The sequence below is a fragment of the Rhizobium skierniewicense genome (assembly GCF_014196515.1).
Taxonomy (GTDB): Bacteria; Pseudomonadota; Alphaproteobacteria; order Rhizobiales; family Rhizobiaceae; genus Agrobacterium; species Agrobacterium skierniewicense.
On sequence record NZ_JACIDV010000005.1, the window covers coordinates 289,418 to 308,677 of the forward strand.

The window sequence follows — 19,260 nt, forward strand, 5'->3', positions numbered from 1 at the left end:
TGCCCATGTGTGTCCGCCGGACCCTCGATGTGGTGAGGAGTTCGGTAAGGTACCTGGAATTAACCCCTCCAGTCGCTATTCCGGCCAACCGGGAAATGCGAGGACATATGAAGCAACGACGGTGCGGGCCTTTCTGGTTCTCTGCCGGCTTTCCATCAGCCGGGGTACTAAAGAGGCACACCATCATTGCCGTAAGTGCGGTTGGGGATGATTCCCGCCAATCCCATGGCAGACAAAGCCGAATAATGCTCTTGGCAGGGCGTTGTTCACATTTGCGCCTTGAGCGTATGCAATTGATTCCGCGTCTCCACCGGCGGATCGTTCTGCATATCTTGAGCGCCCTTTGTCCTCTGGATTCCATCCAGAGCCGGAACATTTTAGGGAATACAACGATGACGACTGCACGCATCATTGACTTCATCAAGACACGCCGCCCCGAAGGCCCATGCCTCGTGGTCGATCTTGAGGTTGTGCGCGATAATTTCCATGCGTTCCGGCATGCTCTGCCAAACAGTGCGATCTATTATGCTGTCAAGGCAAACCCGGCTCCTGAGATTCTCAAGCTGCTCGCCGATATGGGCTCCAACTTCGATTGCGCCTCCGTGGCTGAAATCCAGATGGCGCTCGACGCAGGCGCGACCTCCGACCGCATCTCCTACGGCAACACCATCAAGAAGGAACGCGACGTAGCGCGAGCCTTTGCGCTGGGCATCGATCTCTTCGCCGTGGACAGCCATGAAGAAGTGGAAAAGGTTGCCCGCGCAGCTCCTGGCGCCCGCGTATTCTGCCGCGTTCTGACCGATGGCGAAGGCGCCGAGTGGCCGTTGTCGCGCAAGTTCGGCTGCGTTCCGCAGATGGCTGTCGACGTTCTGGTCTATGCCCATCAGCTGGGTCTGGAATCCTACGGTGTGTCCTTCCACGTCGGTTCGCAGATGATGAACCTCGACGCGTGGGATGCAGCCCTTGGCGATGCAAAGCGCGTCTTCGCCTCGCTGTCCAAGCAGGGTATCCACCTGCAGATGGTCAACATGGGCGGCGGCTTCCCGACGAAGTACCTGCGTGACGTGCCTGCTGCCGAAGAATACGGCCATGCCATCGACACCGCGCTGCGCAAGCACTTCGGCAACCAGATTCCGCGCACCATCATCGAGCCCGGTCGCGGCATGGTCGGCAATGCCGGCGTCATCAAGGCGGAAGTCGTGCTTGTGTCGCGCAAGTCCGACAATGACAACCACCGCTGGGTGTTCCTCGATATCGGCAAGTTCGGTGGTCTGGCCGAAACCATGGACGAGGCCATTCGCTATCCGATCCGCACGGAGCGGGACGAAGACGCGATGGAACTTTGCGTTCTGGCCGGCCCGACCTGCGACAGCGCCGATGTGCTGTACGAGAAGAACATGTACCCGCTGCCAGTGTCTCTGACCATTGGCGACGATGTTCTGATCGAAGGCACGGGCGCCTACACGACCACCTATTCGGCGGTCGCTTTCAATGGCTTCGAGCCACTGAAGTCCTATGTGATCTGAGTGAGCGACGCCTGTCTGGGGGCAGGCGTCAATCTTTAGGATCCTCCCGTTCCGGCTTGGCCATCCACGCTCAGTCGCAAACCCTGCCCGCCTTCGGGCGCAAGGAAAGTTTGCCGCACCTCTGCCCAGCCGAGGATAGGCGTGGTCTGGCGGGTCGGAACGGTTTCACATTTTTCGTTTATCGCATGTCGTTATCGCAAAACCGCTCAACACTTTTGCGCGACATGCTTTTACTTTAGGGTGCCGCTTTCGTGGGCGGCTTGGTAACGGGAGGCCGGGATGGCCGCTGTTCTCAATTCTGTACGTGCATTCTTCACACCACAGACATTTCATATCGATGCCGAAAATCCCGGCGATACCGTTGCCCGCGAAAACCTTCTGGACCGCGTCATGGGCGCTGGTCGTCGTCGCAAGTCGTCAGAGAAGCTGCGCGCTGGTCGTGTCCCCGCGCAGGGCCTGGCACTGGTCGCCCGCGATGCCGATGGCCACGTGATCGGCACCGTTCGCCTGTGGAATGTCGAAGCAGGCGTCACCCGCGAGGGGCGGCCCGTCTCTGCGCTTCTGCTTGGACCGCTGGCTGTCGATTGCTCCCACGAGGGCAAGGGCATCGGCTCTGCCCTGATGCGTGCGGCCATCACTGAAGCGGCCAAGCGCGACCACGGCGCGATCCTGCTGGTGGGCGACGCCCCCTACTACGAGCGCTTCGGCTTCTTCGCCAACCAAACCCAGCACCTCGTCATTCCCGGCCCGTTCGAGCGGTCACGTTTTCTGGCGTTGGAACTGAAGAAGGGCTGGCTCGATGGCGCCGCCGGCATGCTGGTCGCCAGCGGTCGCAAGCTTTCCTGAGAAGGGTAGAGGCAGCACAAAGAACGGGCAGAGAGGGCTTGCGGCCTAAGCCGAGCCCTCCCGCGTGATCAGACTTTTGCGGCCGAAACCGTCGCCTCGATATGCTCCACCAGCGCATCCGGCAGGCCAAGGCGGCCCGCCAGCAGGTCGAGATAGCCGCGCTCGGCACGACTGTCGGGTTCGATGGTCAGGCGCGAGGCCGTGTAGATCTCGACCTTTTGCTCTTCGGTCTGCGCCGCCGATACCAATGCGTCGATATCCAGAGGGTCGGCCAGTTCCTTTTCGATGAAGGCTTCCGCCTCGCGGTCCAGTTCCGAAACCTGCAACTTTTCCATGATCCGCGCGCGTTCGGCAGCATCGATATGGCCGTCAGCCTTGGCGGCGGCAATCATGGCCTGCACCAGCGTCAGCGCAAAATTGTTGGAAAGCGTCGGAGACTGCGGATGAAAGGGCGAATCGACCGGTGGCGGCAGCAGTTCCTGCGTCGGCAAAGGTTGCTGTATAGCCTGTGGCTTCTGGCCAGACTGGTAATTCCTGTAGGCGAGATAGCCAAGCCCGGCGATGGCTGCGATGCCGCCCACGGCCGCGGCGTTACCCGCCAGCTTGCGTCCTGTCTTGGTGCCGAAGATGGCAGCAGCAATGGCACCGGCCTTCATCGGATTGTTCTTCGCGATCTGGGTGGCCATCCCGGCCTTGTCCCGCACGCTTCCCGACAGGCCCGGTACGTTGGAGCCCAGAAACTGGTCTAGAAGCTTTTTCGCGTCGAACATTCAGATCTCCTGTTTGTTGAATATAAGCAGGAGATAGGAAGTCGAACCCGGAATACAAATGGCTGTGACGTTCACGCCGTCGTGAACACGTCCGGGTCAGCCGCGAAGAGCGAAAGCCTCGGCCGCCAGTTTGGTGATGCCGTCCCAGTCACCGGCAGCGATGAGGTCCTTCGGCGCAACCCAGGAACCGCCGACGCAGACGACGTTCGGCAGTGACAGATAATCCTTGGCGTTCTTCAACGATACGCTGCCCGTGGGGCAGAACATGATGTCCGCCAGCGGTGAGGACAGTGCCTTCAGGTAAGGCGCACCCCCGGCCTGTTCGGCGGGAAAGAATTTCAGAACCTTGTAGCCCTTGTCACGCAGATGCATGACTTCGCTGGCGGTCGCGGCACCCGGCAAAAGCGGAACCTTGGAACCCTTGGCGGCTTCCATGACGCTCTTGTTGACGCCGGGGCTGACGATGAAGGTGGAGCCTGCCTTGACGGCGGCATCGAAATCCTTGCCGTTGAGAATGGTACCGGCACCCACATGGGCACCCTCGACCTCATCGGCCACCGCGCGGATCGCGTCCAGAGCGGCCGGAGTGCGCATGGTGATTTCGATAGCCTTCAGGCCACCGGCAACCAGCGCACGCGCAAGCGGCACGGCAGAGGCTGCGTCTTCGACGATGAGAACAGGCACGACCGGCTGGAGTTTCAGGATGGAAAGCAGCTTTTCATAATCCTGGGCCACGACGGTATCTCCTCTATTGAATCGATTGAATTGCGCAATCAATTACCGCGCAAAGCCTGACCTGTCGAGGCAAAATGAAATATTTCAGTTTCATTGCTTTTTCATGACAGTGGCTTGCGCCAGAGCGTTTCCTTGTTAAATGGAAACGTTCTGCCGGAGCATATTTTCGTCAGGACAAAGGCGATTGGCGAAGGTCATACCCTAAGGTACGGTCGAGCCGATCGCCTTTGTCCTGGCGGAAATATGCCCGGCCCCCCGGGTTGGTTGAAACGGGCCATCTGCCTGCCCGGACGGCTTGGCCGTATGCTAAGGCTACGCCACGCGCCCTCCGGACAAGCAGTCGATCCCGTTTGAACCAACAGAACTGTTTCCATTTAACAAGGAAACGCTCTAGGGTGCCTGAAAATCAGGCAGGACCTTGAATGGCAAAAGAAATCGAACGCAAGTTTCTGGTGAAAGATGATAGCTGGCACGAGGATATCGCCACACGCACGCGGTTTCGCCAGGGCTATATCGTCTCGCTGGAAGACCGCTCGGTTCGGGTCCGGGTCATGGGTGAGGACGCCGCGAAGCTGACCATCAAGGTCGGCACCGACAGTCTGGTGCGCGACGAATATGAATACGACATTCCCGTCGCAGACGCGGAGGAACTGTTAAATTCGGCCCCCGGCTTCATCCTCGAAAAGATTCGCTACACCGTCGAACATGAGGGTTTCGTCTGGGAAATCGACGTGTTCGATGGTCTCTATCGGGGTCTCGTCGTGGCCGAGGTGGAGTTGAGCACCGAGACCGACCAGCCTGCGCTGCCCGCATGGATCGGTGAGGAGGTCACCGGCGACCACCGTTATTCCAACCAGCATCTGGCGACAGATGATCTCAGCACCGAGCTATGCCATGTCATTCCGGATTGATCCGAAAAAACCCTTCGCTGAAGAACTGCGCCGGACAGGCGTGGAACTGATCGACGAGGCCATGGCGGCCCTGTCGCTTCAGCCCGATGGCCCGCATGCCGCCGTGCATGATGCCCGCAAGAAGTTCAAGCGCCTGCGCGCCCTCTATCGGTTCGTGGCAGATGAAGACCCGAAATTCCGCAAGGCCGAAAACATTCGCTTTCGCGATATTGCCCGCTCGTTGTCGCAGGCGCGCGAGGCAGCGGCACTCGTGGAAACCATCCACCACCTCCAGCAATTCAGCCGCTCGGACGCCGAAACCCAGGCGCTTGCCTCTGCCCACGATGCGCTGGCTGAACGGCGCGATGCGATGACCCGCGATGACGGCGATCTGCCCGCACGCATCGATGCGGCGTTGACCGAATGCGAAAAGGGCAAGCACGCCTTGCTGCAACTGTCCCTGCCCTCGGGCAAGAAGACGGCGGCAAAGCGCATCCGGCAGACGTGGCTGAAACAGCGTCGGAACGCGCGGGATGCTATGCGCCACTGTCACGACAAGGCCGAGGACGAGGATTTTCACGATCTGCGCAAGAGCGGGCAGGTCTACTGGATGCATCTGGCGCTGATGCGCAAAATCTGGCCTTCGGCCATGCGCGCCAAGAAAATCGATGCCAAACGGCTGGTCGATCTGCTTGGCCACGAGCACGACCTGTCGGTGCTGGCAGCGCTTGCCGATGATGAGCCGGAGCGCTTTGCAGAGGGCGATACGCTTGCGCTGCTGCGAGAGGCGATCATCCACCGCCAGCAGGCGCTGCGGAAGGAGTGCCTCGATCTGGCAGACCATGTGTTTGCCGAATCCGCCAAGACAGAAAGCGACATCGTCAGTCTTTTGTGGGAATACGCGGCGGCCTGACCGGTATCGCACGGTTTTGCCCAATTCAATTCGCCCTGGCCACACAGCAGACACGCGAAATATGATTGCGCAAAAGCGCGTCTGGCTGTATTTCAGCCGCCATGACCAAGACCTCTACCCTGCCCCGCCTGGACGCCGCGCAGCCAGCAGCGGAGGATTTTCTTGTGGCTGCGCTGTATCATTTCGCCCGCTTTGCGCGGTTTGAAACCATGCGCGAACCGCTGTTTACGCTGTGCCAGCAAAACGCCGTCAAGGGCACGCTGCTTTTGGCTGCCGAAGGCATCAACGGCACGATTGCCGGAACAGATGAGGGTGTTGGAAACATTCTGGCCTTTCTGCGCGCCCAGCCGGAGTTCGCCGCGCTGGAGCACAAGGAAAGCCGCGCTTCCAAGATGCCCTTCGTGCGCATGAAGGTGAAGCTGAAGCAGGAAATCGTTACCATGGGCGTGGCCGACATCGATCCCAACCAGATCGTCGGCACCTATGTCGATCCGAAGGACTGGAATGCGTTGATTTCCGATCCCGATACCATCCTCATCGATACCCGCAACGATTACGAGACCGCCATCGGCCTCTTCAAGGGCGCGGTCGATCCGCAGACCAAGACGTTCCGCGAGTTCCCCGACTGGGTGAAGAACAATCCCGGCCTGCACGACAAGCCGAAGATCGCCATGTACTGCACCGGCGGCATTCGCTGCGAAAAGGCGACCGCCTTCATGAAGGATCAGGGCTTTGACGAGGTGTATCACCTCAAGGGCGGCATTCTGAAATATCTGGAAGAGGTACCGGAAGAGGAAAGCCTTTGGGAAGGCGCCTGCTTCGTCTTCGACGAGCGCGTCTCCGTCGTTCACGGCCTGGCAGAAGGTGACCACCAGCTCTGCCACGCCTGCCGCAACCCGATCACGCCGGAGGTTCGCCTGTCACCAAAGTTCGAGGAAGGCGTCTCCTGCCCTAGCTGCTACGACGACCGCACCGAAGAAGATCGCACCCGCTTCCGCAACCGCCAGAAACAGATCGATCTGGCGAAGACGCGCGGCGAGAAGCATATTGGTCGGTAGGTGGCGGGCTTTTCTGCCATCTCCTGCGTCATTCCCGGACTTGACCCGAGGATCTGATCACGTTCGATGGTGAGGTTCGTTAGATCCTCGGGTCAAGCCCGAGGATGGCGGCGTGTTTCAGGGAGAGGTAACCAACCGCGCCGCCTGAAACCTCACGAAACCTTCCGATGCTCCACCGGCGCATCCTGGGCGTCCAGCAGCGGCAATATCTCTTCCGCCGGAACAGGGCGCGAGAACAGATAGCCCTGCAATTCATCGCAGCCACACAGTTGCAGGATGGCGGCCTGGTCTTCCGTTTCGATGCCCTCTGCGGTCACAGGGATGCCGAGCGAACGGGCGAGCGCGACGGTGGCTGTCAGCATTTCCAGCGAGCGACCACCCTCGTCCAGGGCCACCACCAGCGACTTGTCGATCTTCATGCGGTTAAAGCCGAAGCGGCGCAGATAGCCGATGCTGGCAAAGCCGGAGCCGAAATCATCCAGCGCGATGCTCACGCCGATCTGCTTGAGCTTTTCGATGGCAGTCCCTGCCCGCTCGGGCTGGTGAATGAAATAGCCTTCTGTCATTTCCAGCATGACCCGCGTCGGCGCGATACTGTTTTGGTTTAGAATGGCCAGAACCTGGGCGGCAAAGAGCGGGTTTCTGAACTGGACAGGCGACACGTTGACGGCAAGCTTCACGCCCGGCCACGCGACGGCCTCGTGGCAGGCCTTGCGCAAAACGGCAAGGCCCAGCTGATCAATGAGCCCGCTGCTTTCGGCTGCAGCAATAAAAACATCCGGCGACACCGGGCCGTAACCCGCGCGGTTCCAGCGGGCCAACGCCTCGACACCGGTAATGCGGCGGGTGAGTGTGTTGACCACGGGCTGGAACACGACCTTGATCTCGTCCTGCTCGATGGCATATTTGAGGTCGGCCTCGAGCTGGTTCTTTTCCTCACGGCGCGTATCCATGTACGGCTCGTAGGCCATATAGCGACCGCGGCCGTTTTCCTTGGCCTCGTACATTGCCATATCGGCGCGGCGCAGCAGTTCCTCGCCGTCGATATCGCCACTCTTTGCAACGGCGGTACCGATGCTGCAGCCAATGGCCGCCACCCGCTCGCCGATCATGAAGGGTTCAGAAAACAGCGTGAGAATGTCATCGCAAAGCTTGCGGCCTTCGATGCGGGCATCCGGGCCTTGCAGGACGACAGCGAATTCGTCTCCGCCCAGCCGCGCGAGCAAGGTCCCGTCTGGCACGAGCACCTTCAAGGCCGCGGCAACACCCTTGATCAGCAGGTCCCCTGCACCGTGGCCGAAGGAATCGTTGACCTCCTTGAAGCCATCCAGATCGAGATAGATGAGATTGACGTAGCTGTTGTCCTCAGCCGATTGCAGCAGGTGCTTCCTCAGGCCTTGGAACAATCCGGTGCGGTTGTAGAGACCGGTCAGCCGATCGCTCAACAGCTCGAGACGGGCAGACCGCTCGTCGCTTTTGAGCTTTTTGAGCGCCGCACTGCCAATGGCGATCAGCGCGAGGAAAAACAGGAGCGTGATGGCATTGGCGGCGAGAATGCGCGGTTTTACCTCACGCATGCTGATGTCACCCGGCATTTGCGACTTCCATGTCAGATTGCCCAGAACCTGCCCACGGGGATCCACGATACTGACGAAGTAATCCGGTTGCGTGTCGGCGGGCTGCAGGGAAAGCCCGTTGAGGACGTAGGTATGCGCCAGCTTCTCGACCGTTTCCGTCGTCAAATGGCGCGCGAAGATCAGATACCGCCGCGCGGCCTCAGGCACGTCAAGCAGGCCGGATTTATTGCGCACCAAGGCGATACCCACGGCGGCGATACCGTCCTTGGTGCGCAGAAAACCCGCGACTTCGGGATCCTGCCCCAGCGGAACCGAACGCACCTTGTGGATCAAGCCCGTCAGGCCATCTCCGAAGTAGTCTGAAAGAGACCATTCCGTTGGCATGCCCTTGCGGTAGGACATCAACACCTGATCATTGACGTCGATGAGGACAGCCGTGTCGAAAAGCTCGCTGTTGACGGTCATGTCACCGTAATTGCTGATGAGCCATTCCAGACCATCGGGAGCATAGGCAAACCGTGCAGCGTCGTCCCAGGCCGCGTAATCGTTGAGGGTCGCGGTCAGCTGGTTGAGGAAGGTGGAAAGGGCACCGGATGTCGTTTCCAGCGAACGCTGTTCATCCAGCGCATTGGTGTTCTTGGCGACATCGCCCAGAGCGGACAGAATGAGGACGGTGACGATGACGACGACAATGGCAAGCGCAGACAAAACACCAGCCACGGCGGTGCTCCGGCCGATCGACAGTGTTCTGGCGTGCTTACGCGACATCTGGCAGCATCTTTTTTCCCCTGAAGGCTGCATATTCCGCATCAAGTCTTCAAAAGGTATTAAAATACCGCCCGAGGCCGCACCAATCGCCACACGCTGGTGGCAAACATGACAACGTTTGTTGTTAGGGATAACCAATCGTAAAAAGACCTCCCCCACAAGCATGGGAGAGGTCGTAAGAAAGGTCGATGAAAGAGCCGATTACCAGGACGGAATGACCGTGCCGTTGTATTTCTCAACGATGAAGCTCTTCACTTCAGGGCTCTGGTAGGATTCCACGAGCGTCTTGACCCACGGTGCATCCTTGTCCTGCGAGCGCACGGCGATGACATTGGCGTAAGGGGATTTCTCGCTTTCGATGGCGATGGAATCCTTCTTCGGGTTGAGACCGGCAGCTGTCGCATAATTGGTGTTGATGACCGATGCGTCGGTATCGTCAAGCGAACGCGGCAGCTGGGCGGCATCGAGTTCCACGAGCTGGATGTTCTTCGGGTTTTCGGTGATGTCGGCAGGCGTCACCTTGAGCCCCACGTCAGGGTTGACCTTGATCAGACCCTTGGAGGCCAGAACCAGAATGGCGCGGCCACCATTGGTCGGATCGTTCGGAATACCGATGGTCGCGCCGTCTTTCAGCTCGTCAAGGCTCTTCACCTTCTTGGAATAGACGCCCATCGGTGTCGTGATGGTGGTGCCGACGCTGACGAGATCGAACTTGCGATCTGCGACCTGATTGTCGAGGTAGGGCTGGTGCTGGAAGGAATTGGCCTGGAGCTCTCCATCGGCCAGCGCCTGGTTGGGGACGACATAGTCAGAGAATTCCAGGATTTCTATATCGAGACCCTTGGCGGCCGCGACCTTCTTGACCTGCTCCATGATCTGCGCGTGTTCCGCTGGTGTCACACCGATCTTGATGGTTTCGGCCAGCGCGCTACCCGCAAACAGGGCCGCGAGCGAAGCAGCGATGATGAGTTTTTTCATGTGGATGTCTCCTTTACCTAGACGTGTTTTAGTTTTTGCGATTGCGCTTGTCGAAGCTGCGGGCCAGCGCGTCACCGGCGCTTTGCACGATCTGGACAAGCACGATGAGAACGACGACGACGACCAGCATCACATCCGGCATGAACCGCTGGTAGCCATAGCGAATACCCAGGTCACCCAGACCACCGCCGCCGACAGCGCCGACCATGGCCGAGTAGCCGATGAGACTGACGAGCGTGAGCGTCAGCGCCAGTGTGATGCCGGGCCTTGCTTCCGCCAGCAGCACCTTGGTGACGATCTGAAGCGGCGTTGCACCCATGGCGCGGGCTGCCTCGATCAGGCCCTTGTCCACTTCACGGATGGCGGCTTCCACCAGACGCGCCACAAACGGCACGGTCGCGACCGTCAGCGGAACAATGGCGGCAGAGGTGCCAATGGAGGTTCCCGCCACAAGGCGTGTGAACGGAATGATGGCCACCACCAGAATAATGAAGGGCGTTGAGCGGGCGGCATTGACGATGAGCCCGATGATCCGGTTGATCATGGGTGCTTCAAACAGCTCTCCCTTGCCACTGGTGGCCAGAAAGATGCCGATGGGCAAGCCGAGCAAAGAGCCGACGAGACCGGACACCGCCACCATGTGCAGTGTCTGGATCAACCCCTTCCAGAGAACGGTAAACAGCATATCAGGCGACATAACCGAGCACCTCCGTCGCAAGGCCAGTTTCGGCATAAAAACGTCCGGCACGCGCTGTCACGTCAGGCGTTGCCGGATAGGACACCACCAGCGAGCCGTAAGGCTGGCCGGATATTTCCTCGATGGTACCAGCAAGAATATTCACGTCAGGGCCGATTTCCGCGACCAGCCGCGCCGTCAGCGGCTGAAAGGCCGTATCGCCGAAGAAGACGAGACGCACCAGCACGCGGTCGCCGGGCGCAGCATCCGGCTTCAAACCAGACGTGACCCAATGGGGCAGCTTCACCCCGACGGCGGATGATAGCAGGCTGCGGGTCGTCTCATGGCGCGGATTGGTGAAGATGTCGAAAGTGCTGCCCGCTTCCACGATCAGACCCTTGTCGATGACCGCCACCTGTGAGGCGATGGTCTTCACCACCTCCATCTCATGGGTGATGAGAAGGACGGTGAGGCCGAGCTCGGCATTGATCTTTTTGAGCAGTTCCAGAATGGATTGCGTCGTCTCCGGGTCGAGCGCGGAGGTCGCTTCATCCGACAGAAGAAGCTTCGGCTCGGTCGCCAGCGCACGGGCAATGCCAACGCGCTGCTTCTGACCGCCCGAAAGCTCTGCCGGATAGCGCTTGGCCTTGTCGCCAAGCCCGACCAGATCGAGCAGCGGCCCGACCTTGCGGCTGATCTCGGCGCGCGACACACCGGCGATTTCCAGGGGTAGAGCGACGTTATCATAGGCCGTGCGCGAGGAGAGAAGATTGAAGTGCTGGAAGATCATCCCCACAGACCGGCGAAGGGTACGCAGACCAGGCTCATCAAGCGCGCCAACGTCCACGCCATCGACCGCAACCCTGCCGGAACTTGGACGCTCCAGACCATTGACCAGGCGGATGAGGGTGGACTTGCCCGCACCGGAACGGCCGATGATGCCGGAAATAGAACCTCTGGGCACGATATAATCAACACCCGCAAGAGCGGTGAAGGATGTCTGTCTGCGGGGATCACCAAAGGTCTTGGTAACCGCCTCGAATGCGACCATCGGGTCGCTGTGCACAGGACCGGATGGCGCGGAACCGGCAGATGAAGTGTGAGGTGTCATAAAATGCTCTTCGAACGAAATCTGTTGTGTCGAAACCCGGCGGCAGGGAAAGCCGCTTTCATGCTGCCGTGAGGCACATTCGACCAGGCAAGACATTCCTGAGCATTACAATGGACTTTCCTTGAACAAGCCGGAGCCTAGACGAGCCGGGATCGGCTGTGTGTATCGCAAACATGCCTGTCTGCGATACCATTTTATAGGCATGATTTTTCAATTATGAGCGATTGCTGAAAAAATTGACCTTATTTCACCATCAGTTGATCACTTGATCGTCGTGACGAGCTCGTCCAGCGGACGGCGGACCTTCTTCAGATTGACGAGCCAGTCACCCTCTTCCTGACGATAGCCGAGCGGGAGAATGACTGCAGAACGCAGGCCCTTCTCACGAAGGCCGAGAATTTCGTCCAGCTTGTCGGGGTCGAAACCTTCCATCGGCGTGGAATCCACACCCTCGAATGCAGCCTGCGCAACGGCCATGGCGAAAGCGATGTAAGCCTGACGCGCGGCGTGCTGAAAGTTTACTTCGGCATCACGCTGTGGATAGGACGACAGCAGGGACTGACGATATTTTTCCCAGCCTTCGTTTTTGAAACCGCGCTCGTCATTGGTAAGATCGAACATGTGGTTGATGCGGTCTGCGGTGTAGGTGTCCCACGCCGCGAACACCAGAAGGTGCGAGCCTTCGGTCACCTGTGCCTGGTTCCAGGAAATTTCCTGAATCTTGGCACGGGTTTCCGGGTTGGTGACAACGATGATTTCGAAAGGCTGCAAGCCACTCGATGTCGGCGCCAACCGCGCAGCCTCGATGATGCGGTCGACCTTGTCCTGCGAAACGGACTTGGCAGGGTCCATCTTCTTGGTGGCATAACGCCAGTTCAATTTTTCGATCAGCATAAAAATCTCCTTGGGGGACCTCGCGATGTGGCGCGCCTGCGCCCGACCGGGATCTCCGTAAACCCAACACAGATAGGTCATGTTGCGCTGCACACAAGACGGCACGGACGCACAACCATACGAAATCGTCTCCGGTTCGCCTTATGAAAGGCGAACCGGAGGGATGATGAATGTCCGGCAAATGCATGTTGCATTGGCAGGTATGGTAGAGGTCTTGGCATTTGCCGGACCCGGTAACAAAGCGACTTTCACGATACCTATCGGAACGCCCGGTCCCTTGCCTGGCCAGTGGCAAGAGGTGGGTCCACGGAAACGGCCCTCTTTTTTAGAGCTGCCGCTTGTCGGTACCGGCTTTCAAACCGTGAGGGCGCCGCGCGTCGCACCCCTTTGCTTCGAAAGCACGGGCAGTATGCGGTGGGTTTAGAGCGTGTGGAGAAAAAAATAATTTTATTTTTTGGCAGCTTCGCGAGAGCAACAGGCTCAAACGATCCGGACAACGCGAGACCATGCCTTGCCGTCCTCACCCCGCACCAGGTGCGGGGTGACGGGCCGTGCCTGCCACAAGGGCAGGCGACACCATCAAACGTAGCGGTTGACCACGTTCTCAAGATATTCCTGACGCCCCGATTTTGGCTCAGGATTGATGTTGTCGCGCTCGACCATCGCCGCGATCTCATCCAGCTTCAGCTCACCGCGCAAAAGCTTTTGAGCATCTGGCGAATCCCACTTGGCATAGCGGTCTGCCAGTGGCTGCGACAGGGCCTTGTCCTCGATCATCTTCGCCGCAGCCTTGAGGCCACGGGCGCAGCAATCCATGCCGCCGATATGGCCGATCAGCAGGTCGGCCGGGTCGAGCGACTGACGGCGCAGCTTGCTGTCGAAGTTGGTGCCGCCATTCTTGAAGCCGCCGCCCGCCAGCACGTGGTAATAGGCCAGCGCCATTTCCGGCACGTTGTTTGGAAACTGGTCGGTATCCCAACCGGACTGGTAATCGTTGCGGTTCATGTCGATGGAGCCGAAAATGCCGAAGGCATTGGCCATGGCCAGCTCATGCTCGAAAGAGTGGCCGGCCAGAATGGCGTGGCCCTGCTCGATGTTGACCTTCACTTCCTTGTCCAGACCGTGTTTTTGCAGGAAGGCGTAAACGGTCGCGACGTCGTAGTCGTATTGGTGCTTGGTGGGCTCCTGCGGCTTGGGCTCGATCAGGATCGTGCCTTCAAAGCCGATCTTGTACTTGTATTCGACCACCAGATTGAGGAAGCGGCCAAGCTGGTCCAGCTCGCGCTTCACATCGGTGTTGAGCAGGGTTTCATAGCCTTCACGACCGCCCCACAGAACATAATTGGCGCCGCCCAGCGTCTTGGTGGCGTCCATGCAGGTTTTGACGGTCGCTGCGGAATAGGCAAAAACGTCAGGGTCCGGGTTGGTGGCGGCACCCGACATGAAGCGGCGGTTGGAGAAGAGGTTGGCCGTACCCCACAGAAGCTTGACGCCGGTGTCTGCCTGCTTCTGGCCGAAATAATCGACGATCTCGTTGAGGTTCTTCGTGTTTTCCGCAAATGTCTTGCCTTCGGGGCGCACGTCGGCATCGTGGAAACAATAAAACGGCGATCCGAGCAGCGAAAAGAATTCGAACGCGACATCGGCCTTCAGCTTGGCGGCCTGCATCGTATCTTCGAACCACGGACGCTCGAAAGTCTGGCCACCGAAAGGGTCGCCGCCCGGCCATGTGAAGGTGTGCCAATAGGCCACCGCAAAGCGCAAGTGGTCTTCCATCCGTTTCCCGCCGACGATCTCATCGGGGTTGTAATGCCGAAAGGCCAGCGGATTGGTGCTGTCAGGGCCTTCATATTTGATTTTCTGGATGTCGCCGAAAAAGCCTGTGGTCATGGTTGGTTTCTCCCTTTTGAACTCGTTGTTGTTGCAAAAGCCCCCTCTGCCTGCCGGCATCTCCCCCACAAGGGGGAGAGAATTCGAGGCACCAGTTCCACCCTTGCCGCAAAGCTTGATCGGGGCAGATAAGCCCCTCCCCCTTGTGGGGAGGGGTTGGGGAGGGGTTCTTTCTCAAATCAGATGTTGCGGATTGCCGGATAAAGCGCTCGATATCGCTCATAAGCCTCCTCATAGGCATCGCCCAGCGCCGAAACCGGCTCGATCGTCTCCTCCGTTTCCGGCTGAGAACACACGACAACGGGGTCCACCCCGGTCGCGGCAATCAGGCCCAGACGCGCCGCGCCAAAGGCGGCGCCAAAGTCGCCCTCCGCCGGAATATCCACGGGCACCCCAAGCGATGTGGCAATCGAGGCCAGCCAGTAGCGCGAGCGCGAGCCACCGCCGATGGCGGTGACGCGGGAAATCGAGGTGCCTGCGGATTTCAAGGCTTCGAGATTGTCTCTGATGGCGAAGGTCACGCCTTCCATGACAGCCTGCGTCAGCGCCTTGCGGTCGCTTTCGTGAGATAGGCCGACGAAGGAGCCGCGAATGGCTGCGTCATTGTGAGGCGTGCGTTCGCCCGAAAGATACGGCGCGAAGGTGACGCCTGTGGGTGCCTTCAGCTGGTCGCCCAGTTCCGTTGAAAGATCGCCAGCGGATTTGCCCGTGATACCGGAATACCAGTTCAGCGCATCGGTGGCTGAGAGAATGACGCCCATCTGGTGCCAAGTGTCGGGCAGCGCGTGGCAGAAGGCGTGAACGGCGCTTTCCGGCTTGGGCAGATAGGAGGCGTTGGCGGCAAACAACACGCCGGATGTCCCGAGCGAAACGAAGGCGTGGCCTTCGGACACCGTGCCCATGCCGCAGGCGGACGCGGCATTGTCGCCTGCTCCACCCGCAACCACGACCTTGGCAGAAATGCCCCATGAGGAGGCAAGATCAGGGCGCAGCGTGCCGGCTTCCTCGGTTCCTTCCACAAGAGATGGCATATGGTCTTCAGTCAGGCCGGTGGCCTCCAGCAAGTCGGACGACCACTTGCGCGCGCCGGTATCGAGCCATGAGGTGCCCGCCGAGTCCGACATGTCGGACATATACTCGCCCGTCAGCCAAAGCCGCAGATAATCTTTCGGCAAAAGGACCTTCGCGACCTTGGCGAAAACGTCCGGCTCGTTATTGGCAACCCAGACAAGCTTGGGTGCGGTGAAGCCGGGAAACACGATGTTGCCGGTAATCGTGCGGAAACGTGGATCGGCATCGAGCTTTGCCGCTTCGGCGTGAGAGCGCGTGTCGTTCCATAGAATGCAGGGACGCAGGACATCGCCCGCCGCATCCACCAGCGTCGCGCCGTGCATATGCCCTGACAGGCCGATGCCCTTGACTGCGGCCAGCTCTTTTGGGTGCTTCGCCTTCAGGCCAGCAATCGCTGTTTGCGTGGCGGTGATCCAGTCCGCCGGGTTCTGCTCGGACCAGCCATGGTGGAGGCGTGAAACGTCGAGCGCGCCATTGGCCGAACCGATGACATTCTGATCACCGTCGATCAGCAGCGCCTTGACGCCGGATGTTCCCAAATCGAGACCGAGATACATGTTTCCTCCATTCCCTATGTCGTTTCAGGGGAGATTGTCCCGCAAGAATATGTCGATACGAATGCGTTCCTGCGCTTCGATAACGGCAAGGCCATCGGCCCTAGCTTTCAGCACCCTGATCGCGCTGCGCACCTCGTGACCGGCATTCTGGTTGAGCACCGCATCCAGCACACCTTCCGCCAGCGCGTTGGTGGTATTTTCGGTCAACTCGTGGGCGATAACGCAGGGCGACGATAGCTGGCGCGATGATTTGAGCGCCTTGATGAGGCCGCGATTGCCCGCACCCAGGCTGTAAAGCCCCAGGAGCTGCGGATTGGTCTCAAGACACTCCGCCACCAATCGCTGGACGGTGTCAGGGTCGTCGCGGCCTTCCAGAACCGGCAGAAGGCGCAGGTCGGGAAATTCCTCTTCCATCACCGCCTTGAAACCGGCGAGCCGCTCGCGGTGGTCCTTCACCAGCATGGAGCCTGCCAGCACAGCGACATCTCCACCCTTCTCCGGCAGGAAACGGCCCATCAGGCTGGCGGCGGTACGACCGGCGGCAACATTGTCGACGCCTGCGAAATGGTCGCGTCGCGAACCGGTAAGATCGGAAACGAGCGTGACGGCGGCAATGCCGCTATCGGTCAGCCGGTCTACCGCCTCCACCACATCTTCAGCATCGATGGCGACAAAGGCAACGCCGGATGGTTTCTCCAACCGCGCCACATCCAGCGCCTGGGCGAGGGCCGCCGCATCGAAGGGTGGCACCTCGATGATGCGGATGGATGTGCGATCGACATAAGAGCGGGAAGCGGCGGCCCTGACCTCGGCGCGCAGACCGGCCATGAAGGAATTGTCGTTGTTGGGCAGGATGAAAACCAGCGCGTAAGAGCGACCCTTTGCCAGATTGGCGGCCGCCATATCGCGGACGTAACCCAGCTCCAAAATCGCCGTCTCGACCTTGGCACGTGTGACCGCATGCACCCCCGGACGCAGGTTGATGACCCGGTCGACGGTTGCCAGACTGACGCCTGCCTTGGATGCGATATCGTGAACGGTCGGCTTCATGGTTTCTCCCCAAGCCGTCCTTAGCCGAGATTCTGACGTCCGTAAATCAGAAAATGACGTACGTACCTCATGAAGAGTGAAGTGGCCTTGTTTCAAGCTCGAGTGTGTGGCTTACCCCTCTCTGTCCTGCCGGACATCTCCCCCTCAGGTGGGAAGATCGACTCGTGGCAATGTCTTGGCCACCTTTAACGGTGCGGATGGGGTGACGAGCGCGCGTCTACCTGATCTCCCCCCTTGAGGGGGAGATGCCTGGCAAGGCAGAGGGGGGTGAACCACACACGCGACGCTGGATAACCCAAACGAAAAGGGCCGCCATTTCTGGCGACCCTTCAGCGCTGCGGTGGATGGGGGAAATCAGTGAGCGGCGTCTGGCGGCGGCGCGGCTTTGGGTTTGTTGATGAGCAGCGTCAGGAAAATCAGCGCGCTGAACAGCACTGTCAGCGCCAGGAAGACATCGGCAAACGCCTGAAGCCATGCCTGTTGCGAGACCACGCCGACGAGCTTCTTGATGGCAACGGATGATCCATCCAGACCGTAGGAATCGTAGTTTGCACCGACATTGTTCAACCACTCCAACGCGGCTGGATTGCCGTAGTTCACGTGTTCGGCAATGCGGAAATAATGGTCGTCTGTGCGCTGGCTGAGCATGGTGTTGATGATGGCAAGACCCACCGCGCCACCGAGGTTACGGGTGAGGTTAAAGAGGCCGGAGGCGTTTTTCATGCGGGCCGGCGGCAGCGTGCCGAGCGCGATGTTGTTGATCGGCACCATGCACATCATCAGGCCGAAGCCGCGCAGGATCTGCGGGATCAGCAACTCGTAAAAGTCCCAGTCTGCCGTCACATGGGTCATGATCCACGTTCCCGAACCGAAGCTGATGAAACCGATGGCCATCATGACACGTGGATCGAGCTTGGTGGAGAGCTTGCCCGCAACCGGCGCCGTAAAGAACATGGCCAGGCCGGAGACGAACATTGTCTCGCCGATCATCAGCGCATCGTAGCCGCGCACCCGCCCCAGATAGAGCGGATACATATAGGTCAAACCGTAAAGACCGATGCCCATGACGAACGAAAACAGCGAGCCGATGGAGAAATTTCGGTCGGCAAAGGCTTTGAGGTCCACCACCGGAAAATCGACATTGAAGGCGCGCCAGAAGAACGCGATGCCGCCGATTGTCATGGCGACAGCACCGATGACGATGTGGGTGTCGTTGAACCAGTCGTTGTTGTTGCCCTCTTCCAGCACATATTCCATCGAGCCGAGGAAGACGCCCATCGACAGCAGTCCCCACCAGTCGAACCTCTTCCACAAAGAGAGTTCCGGCTTGTCGAAATCGATGAAATTCCACGTGACCAGGGTCACGATGATGCCGGGAATGATGTTGACGAGGAACAGCCAGTGCCAGGAAAAGGCATTCGACAGATAACCGCCGACCGTGGGGCCGATGGTGGGTGCAAGCGTTGCCACAAGGCCGATGATGGGGGACACCACCGAGCGCTTGGAAGCCGGGAAAATGGTGAAGGCGGCGGCAAATACGGAGGGGATCATGCCGCCGCCTATGAAGCCCTGAATGCATCGGTAGACGATCATCTGGTCGATGTTGGTGGCCGTCGCACACAGGGCGCTGGAAATGGTGAAGCCTGCGGCGCAGGTGGCAAACAGCACCCGCGTCGACAAGATGCGCGCAAGCGTTCCCGACAGCGGAATCATGATGACTTCCGCGATCAGATAGGAGGTCTGAACCCAGGCGATTTCATCCGACCCGGCACCGAGACCAGCCTGAATTTCCGCAAGCGACGCCGAGACGATCTGGATGTCGAGGATCGACATGAACATGCCGAACACCATTGCAAAGAACGCGATGAGGCGTCGGCGATCCATGGGGGGATCGATCGCCGCGACGTTGCCGCCTGCCATACTGGCTGTTGCCGCCATGATCTTGGTCCT

General features: G+C 59.4%; 16 protein-coding genes. 5 read left to right on the forward strand and 11 right to left on the reverse strand.

From position 1 onward, the window contains the following. The first annotated feature begins 392 nt into the window (after positions 1-392). Positions 393-1,526: an ornithine/lysine decarboxylase gene (odc2, locus tag GGQ73_RS10360; protein ID WP_174153977.1), complete on the forward strand. Its 1,134-nt coding sequence runs from the start codon at positions 393-395 to the stop codon at positions 1,524-1,526. Positions 1,527-1,805: 279 nt separating this feature from the next. Next, a complete protein-coding gene (locus GGQ73_RS10365) occupies positions 1,806-2,372 on the forward strand; it encodes a GNAT family N-acetyltransferase (RefSeq protein WP_183896035.1) in 567 nt (188 codons plus the stop codon). Between the two features lie 68 nt (positions 2,373-2,440). Here GGQ73_RS10365 and GGQ73_RS10370 read toward each other — a convergent pair whose 3' ends face one another. Together GGQ73_RS10370 and GGQ73_RS10375 are read right to left on the reverse strand one after the other, a co-directional pair. Further along, complete coding sequence (locus GGQ73_RS10370) at positions 2,441-3,142, reverse strand: tellurite resistance TerB family protein (RefSeq protein ID WP_174153979.1); 702 nt, start codon at positions 3,140-3,142, stop codon at positions 2,441-2,443. A gap of 96 nt (positions 3,143-3,238) precedes the next feature. After that, positions 3,239-3,877 carry a 2-dehydro-3-deoxy-phosphogluconate aldolase gene (locus GGQ73_RS10375; RefSeq protein WP_174153980.1) on the reverse strand — a complete coding sequence of 213 codons (639 nt, stop codon included), beginning with the start codon at positions 3,875-3,877 and terminating at the stop codon, positions 3,239-3,241. A 422-nt stretch (positions 3,878-4,299) separates the two neighbouring features. On the opposite strand from GGQ73_RS10375, the gene GGQ73_RS10380 reads away from it, so the two are divergent. From GGQ73_RS10380 to trhO, 3 genes are all read left to right on the forward strand, one after another. Continuing rightward, positions 4,300-4,788, forward strand: coding sequence for a CYTH domain-containing protein (locus GGQ73_RS10380; protein WP_183896037.1), 489 nt, complete (start codon positions 4,300-4,302; stop codon positions 4,786-4,788). Then, positions 4,772-5,680: a CHAD domain-containing protein gene (locus GGQ73_RS10385; protein WP_183896039.1), complete on the forward strand. Its 909-nt coding sequence runs from the start codon at positions 4,772-4,774 to the stop codon at positions 5,678-5,680. The genes GGQ73_RS10380 and GGQ73_RS10385 overlap by 17 nt, the downstream gene beginning before the upstream one ends. A 101-nt stretch (positions 5,681-5,781) precedes the next feature. Continuing rightward, a complete protein-coding gene (gene trhO, locus GGQ73_RS10390; protein WP_183896153.1) occupies positions 5,782-6,738 on the forward strand; it encodes an oxygen-dependent tRNA uridine(34) hydroxylase TrhO in 957 nt (318 codons plus the stop codon). Positions 6,739-6,890: 152 nt separating this feature from the next. Here the strand turns inward: trhO and GGQ73_RS10395 are convergent, their stop codons facing one another. From GGQ73_RS10395 to GGQ73_RS10435, 9 genes are all read right to left on the reverse strand, one after another. Beyond that, positions 6,891-9,083 (reverse strand): putative bifunctional diguanylate cyclase/phosphodiesterase, encoded by a 2,193-nt coding sequence (locus tag GGQ73_RS10395; RefSeq protein WP_183896041.1) that lies wholly within the window; start codon positions 9,081-9,083, stop codon positions 6,891-6,893. A gap of 201 nt (positions 9,084-9,284) precedes the next feature. Beyond that, positions 9,285-10,061 (reverse strand): MetQ/NlpA family ABC transporter substrate-binding protein, encoded by a 777-nt coding sequence (locus tag GGQ73_RS10400; protein WP_183896043.1) that lies wholly within the window; start codon positions 10,059-10,061, stop codon positions 9,285-9,287. Positions 10,062-10,089: 28 nt separating this feature from the next. Then, positions 10,090-10,758, reverse strand: coding sequence for a methionine ABC transporter permease (locus GGQ73_RS10405; RefSeq protein WP_183896045.1), 669 nt, complete (start codon positions 10,756-10,758; stop codon positions 10,090-10,092). After that, a complete protein-coding gene (locus GGQ73_RS10410; RefSeq protein WP_183896155.1) occupies positions 10,748-11,788 on the reverse strand; it encodes a methionine ABC transporter ATP-binding protein in 1,041 nt (346 codons plus the stop codon). The genes GGQ73_RS10405 and GGQ73_RS10410 overlap by 11 nt, the downstream gene beginning before the upstream one ends. Positions 11,789-12,109: 321 nt before the next feature. Further along, positions 12,110-12,742, reverse strand: a complete 633-nt coding sequence (locus GGQ73_RS10415) for an NAD(P)H-dependent oxidoreductase (RefSeq protein WP_183896047.1) — start codon at positions 12,740-12,742, stop codon at positions 12,110-12,112. A 579-nt stretch (positions 12,743-13,321) separates the two neighbouring features. Further along, positions 13,322-14,632: a xylose isomerase gene (xylA, locus tag GGQ73_RS10420; protein WP_183896049.1), complete on the reverse strand. Its 1,311-nt coding sequence runs from the start codon at positions 14,630-14,632 to the stop codon at positions 13,322-13,324. A gap of 179 nt (positions 14,633-14,811) precedes the next feature. Continuing rightward, positions 14,812-16,260, reverse strand: a complete 1,449-nt coding sequence (gene xylB, locus GGQ73_RS10425; RefSeq protein ID WP_183896051.1) for a xylulokinase — start codon at positions 16,258-16,260, stop codon at positions 14,812-14,814. 24 nt (positions 16,261-16,284) lie between these two features. Next, positions 16,285-17,310, reverse strand: a complete 1,026-nt coding sequence (locus GGQ73_RS10430; RefSeq protein ID WP_174153989.1) for a LacI family DNA-binding transcriptional regulator — start codon at positions 17,308-17,310, stop codon at positions 16,285-16,287. Positions 17,311-17,664: 354 nt separating this feature from the next. Continuing rightward, a complete protein-coding gene (locus tag GGQ73_RS10435) occupies positions 17,665-19,248 on the reverse strand; it encodes a DHA2 family efflux MFS transporter permease subunit (RefSeq protein ID WP_174153990.1) in 1,584 nt (527 codons plus the stop codon). Between the last annotated feature and the right edge of the window lie 12 nt (positions 19,249-19,260).

Excerpts from the sequence above, each read along its gene's own strand:
- odc2 (WP_174153977.1), top strand. The coding sequence starts at position 393 with ATGACGACTGCACGCATCATTGACTTCATCAAGACACGCCGCCCCGAA.
- GGQ73_RS10365 (WP_183896035.1), top strand. The coding sequence starts at position 1,806 with ATGGCCGCTGTTCTCAATTCTGTACGTGCATTCTTCACACCACAGACA.
- GGQ73_RS10370 (WP_174153979.1), bottom strand. The coding sequence starts at position 3,142 with ATGTTCGACGCGAAAAAGCTTCTAGACCAGTTTCTGGGCTCCAACGTA.
- GGQ73_RS10380 (WP_183896037.1), top strand. The coding sequence starts at position 4,300 with ATGGCAAAAGAAATCGAACGCAAGTTTCTGGTGAAAGATGATAGCTGG.
- GGQ73_RS10385 (WP_183896039.1), top strand. The coding sequence starts at position 4,772 with ATGTCATTCCGGATTGATCCGAAAAAACCCTTCGCTGAAGAACTGCGC.
- trhO (WP_183896153.1), top strand. The coding sequence starts at position 5,782 with ATGACCAAGACCTCTACCCTGCCCCGCCTGGACGCCGCGCAGCCAGCA.
- GGQ73_RS10395 (WP_183896041.1), bottom strand. The coding sequence starts at position 9,083 with ATGTCGCGTAAGCACGCCAGAACACTGTCGATCGGCCGGAGCACCGCC.
- GGQ73_RS10400 (WP_183896043.1), bottom strand. The coding sequence starts at position 10,061 with ATGAAAAAACTCATCATCGCTGCTTCGCTCGCGGCCCTGTTTGCGGGT.
- GGQ73_RS10405 (WP_183896045.1), bottom strand. The coding sequence starts at position 10,758 with ATGTCGCCTGATATGCTGTTTACCGTTCTCTGGAAGGGGTTGATCCAG.
- GGQ73_RS10410 (WP_183896155.1), bottom strand. The coding sequence starts at position 11,788 with ATGGTCGCATTCGAGGCGGTTACCAAGACCTTTGGTGATCCCCGCAGA.
- GGQ73_RS10415 (WP_183896047.1), bottom strand. The coding sequence starts at position 12,742 with ATGCTGATCGAAAAATTGAACTGGCGTTATGCCACCAAGAAGATGGAC.
- xylA (WP_183896049.1), bottom strand. The coding sequence starts at position 14,632 with ATGACCACAGGCTTTTTCGGCGACATCCAGAAAATCAAATATGAAGGC.
- xylB (WP_183896051.1), bottom strand. The coding sequence starts at position 16,260 with ATGTATCTCGGTCTCGATTTGGGAACATCCGGCGTCAAGGCGCTGCTG.
- GGQ73_RS10430 (WP_174153989.1), bottom strand. The coding sequence starts at position 17,310 with ATGAAGCCGACCGTTCACGATATCGCATCCAAGGCAGGCGTCAGTCTG.
- GGQ73_RS10435 (WP_174153990.1), bottom strand. The coding sequence starts at position 19,248 with ATGGCGGCAACAGCCAGTATGGCAGGCGGCAACGTCGCGGCGATCGAT.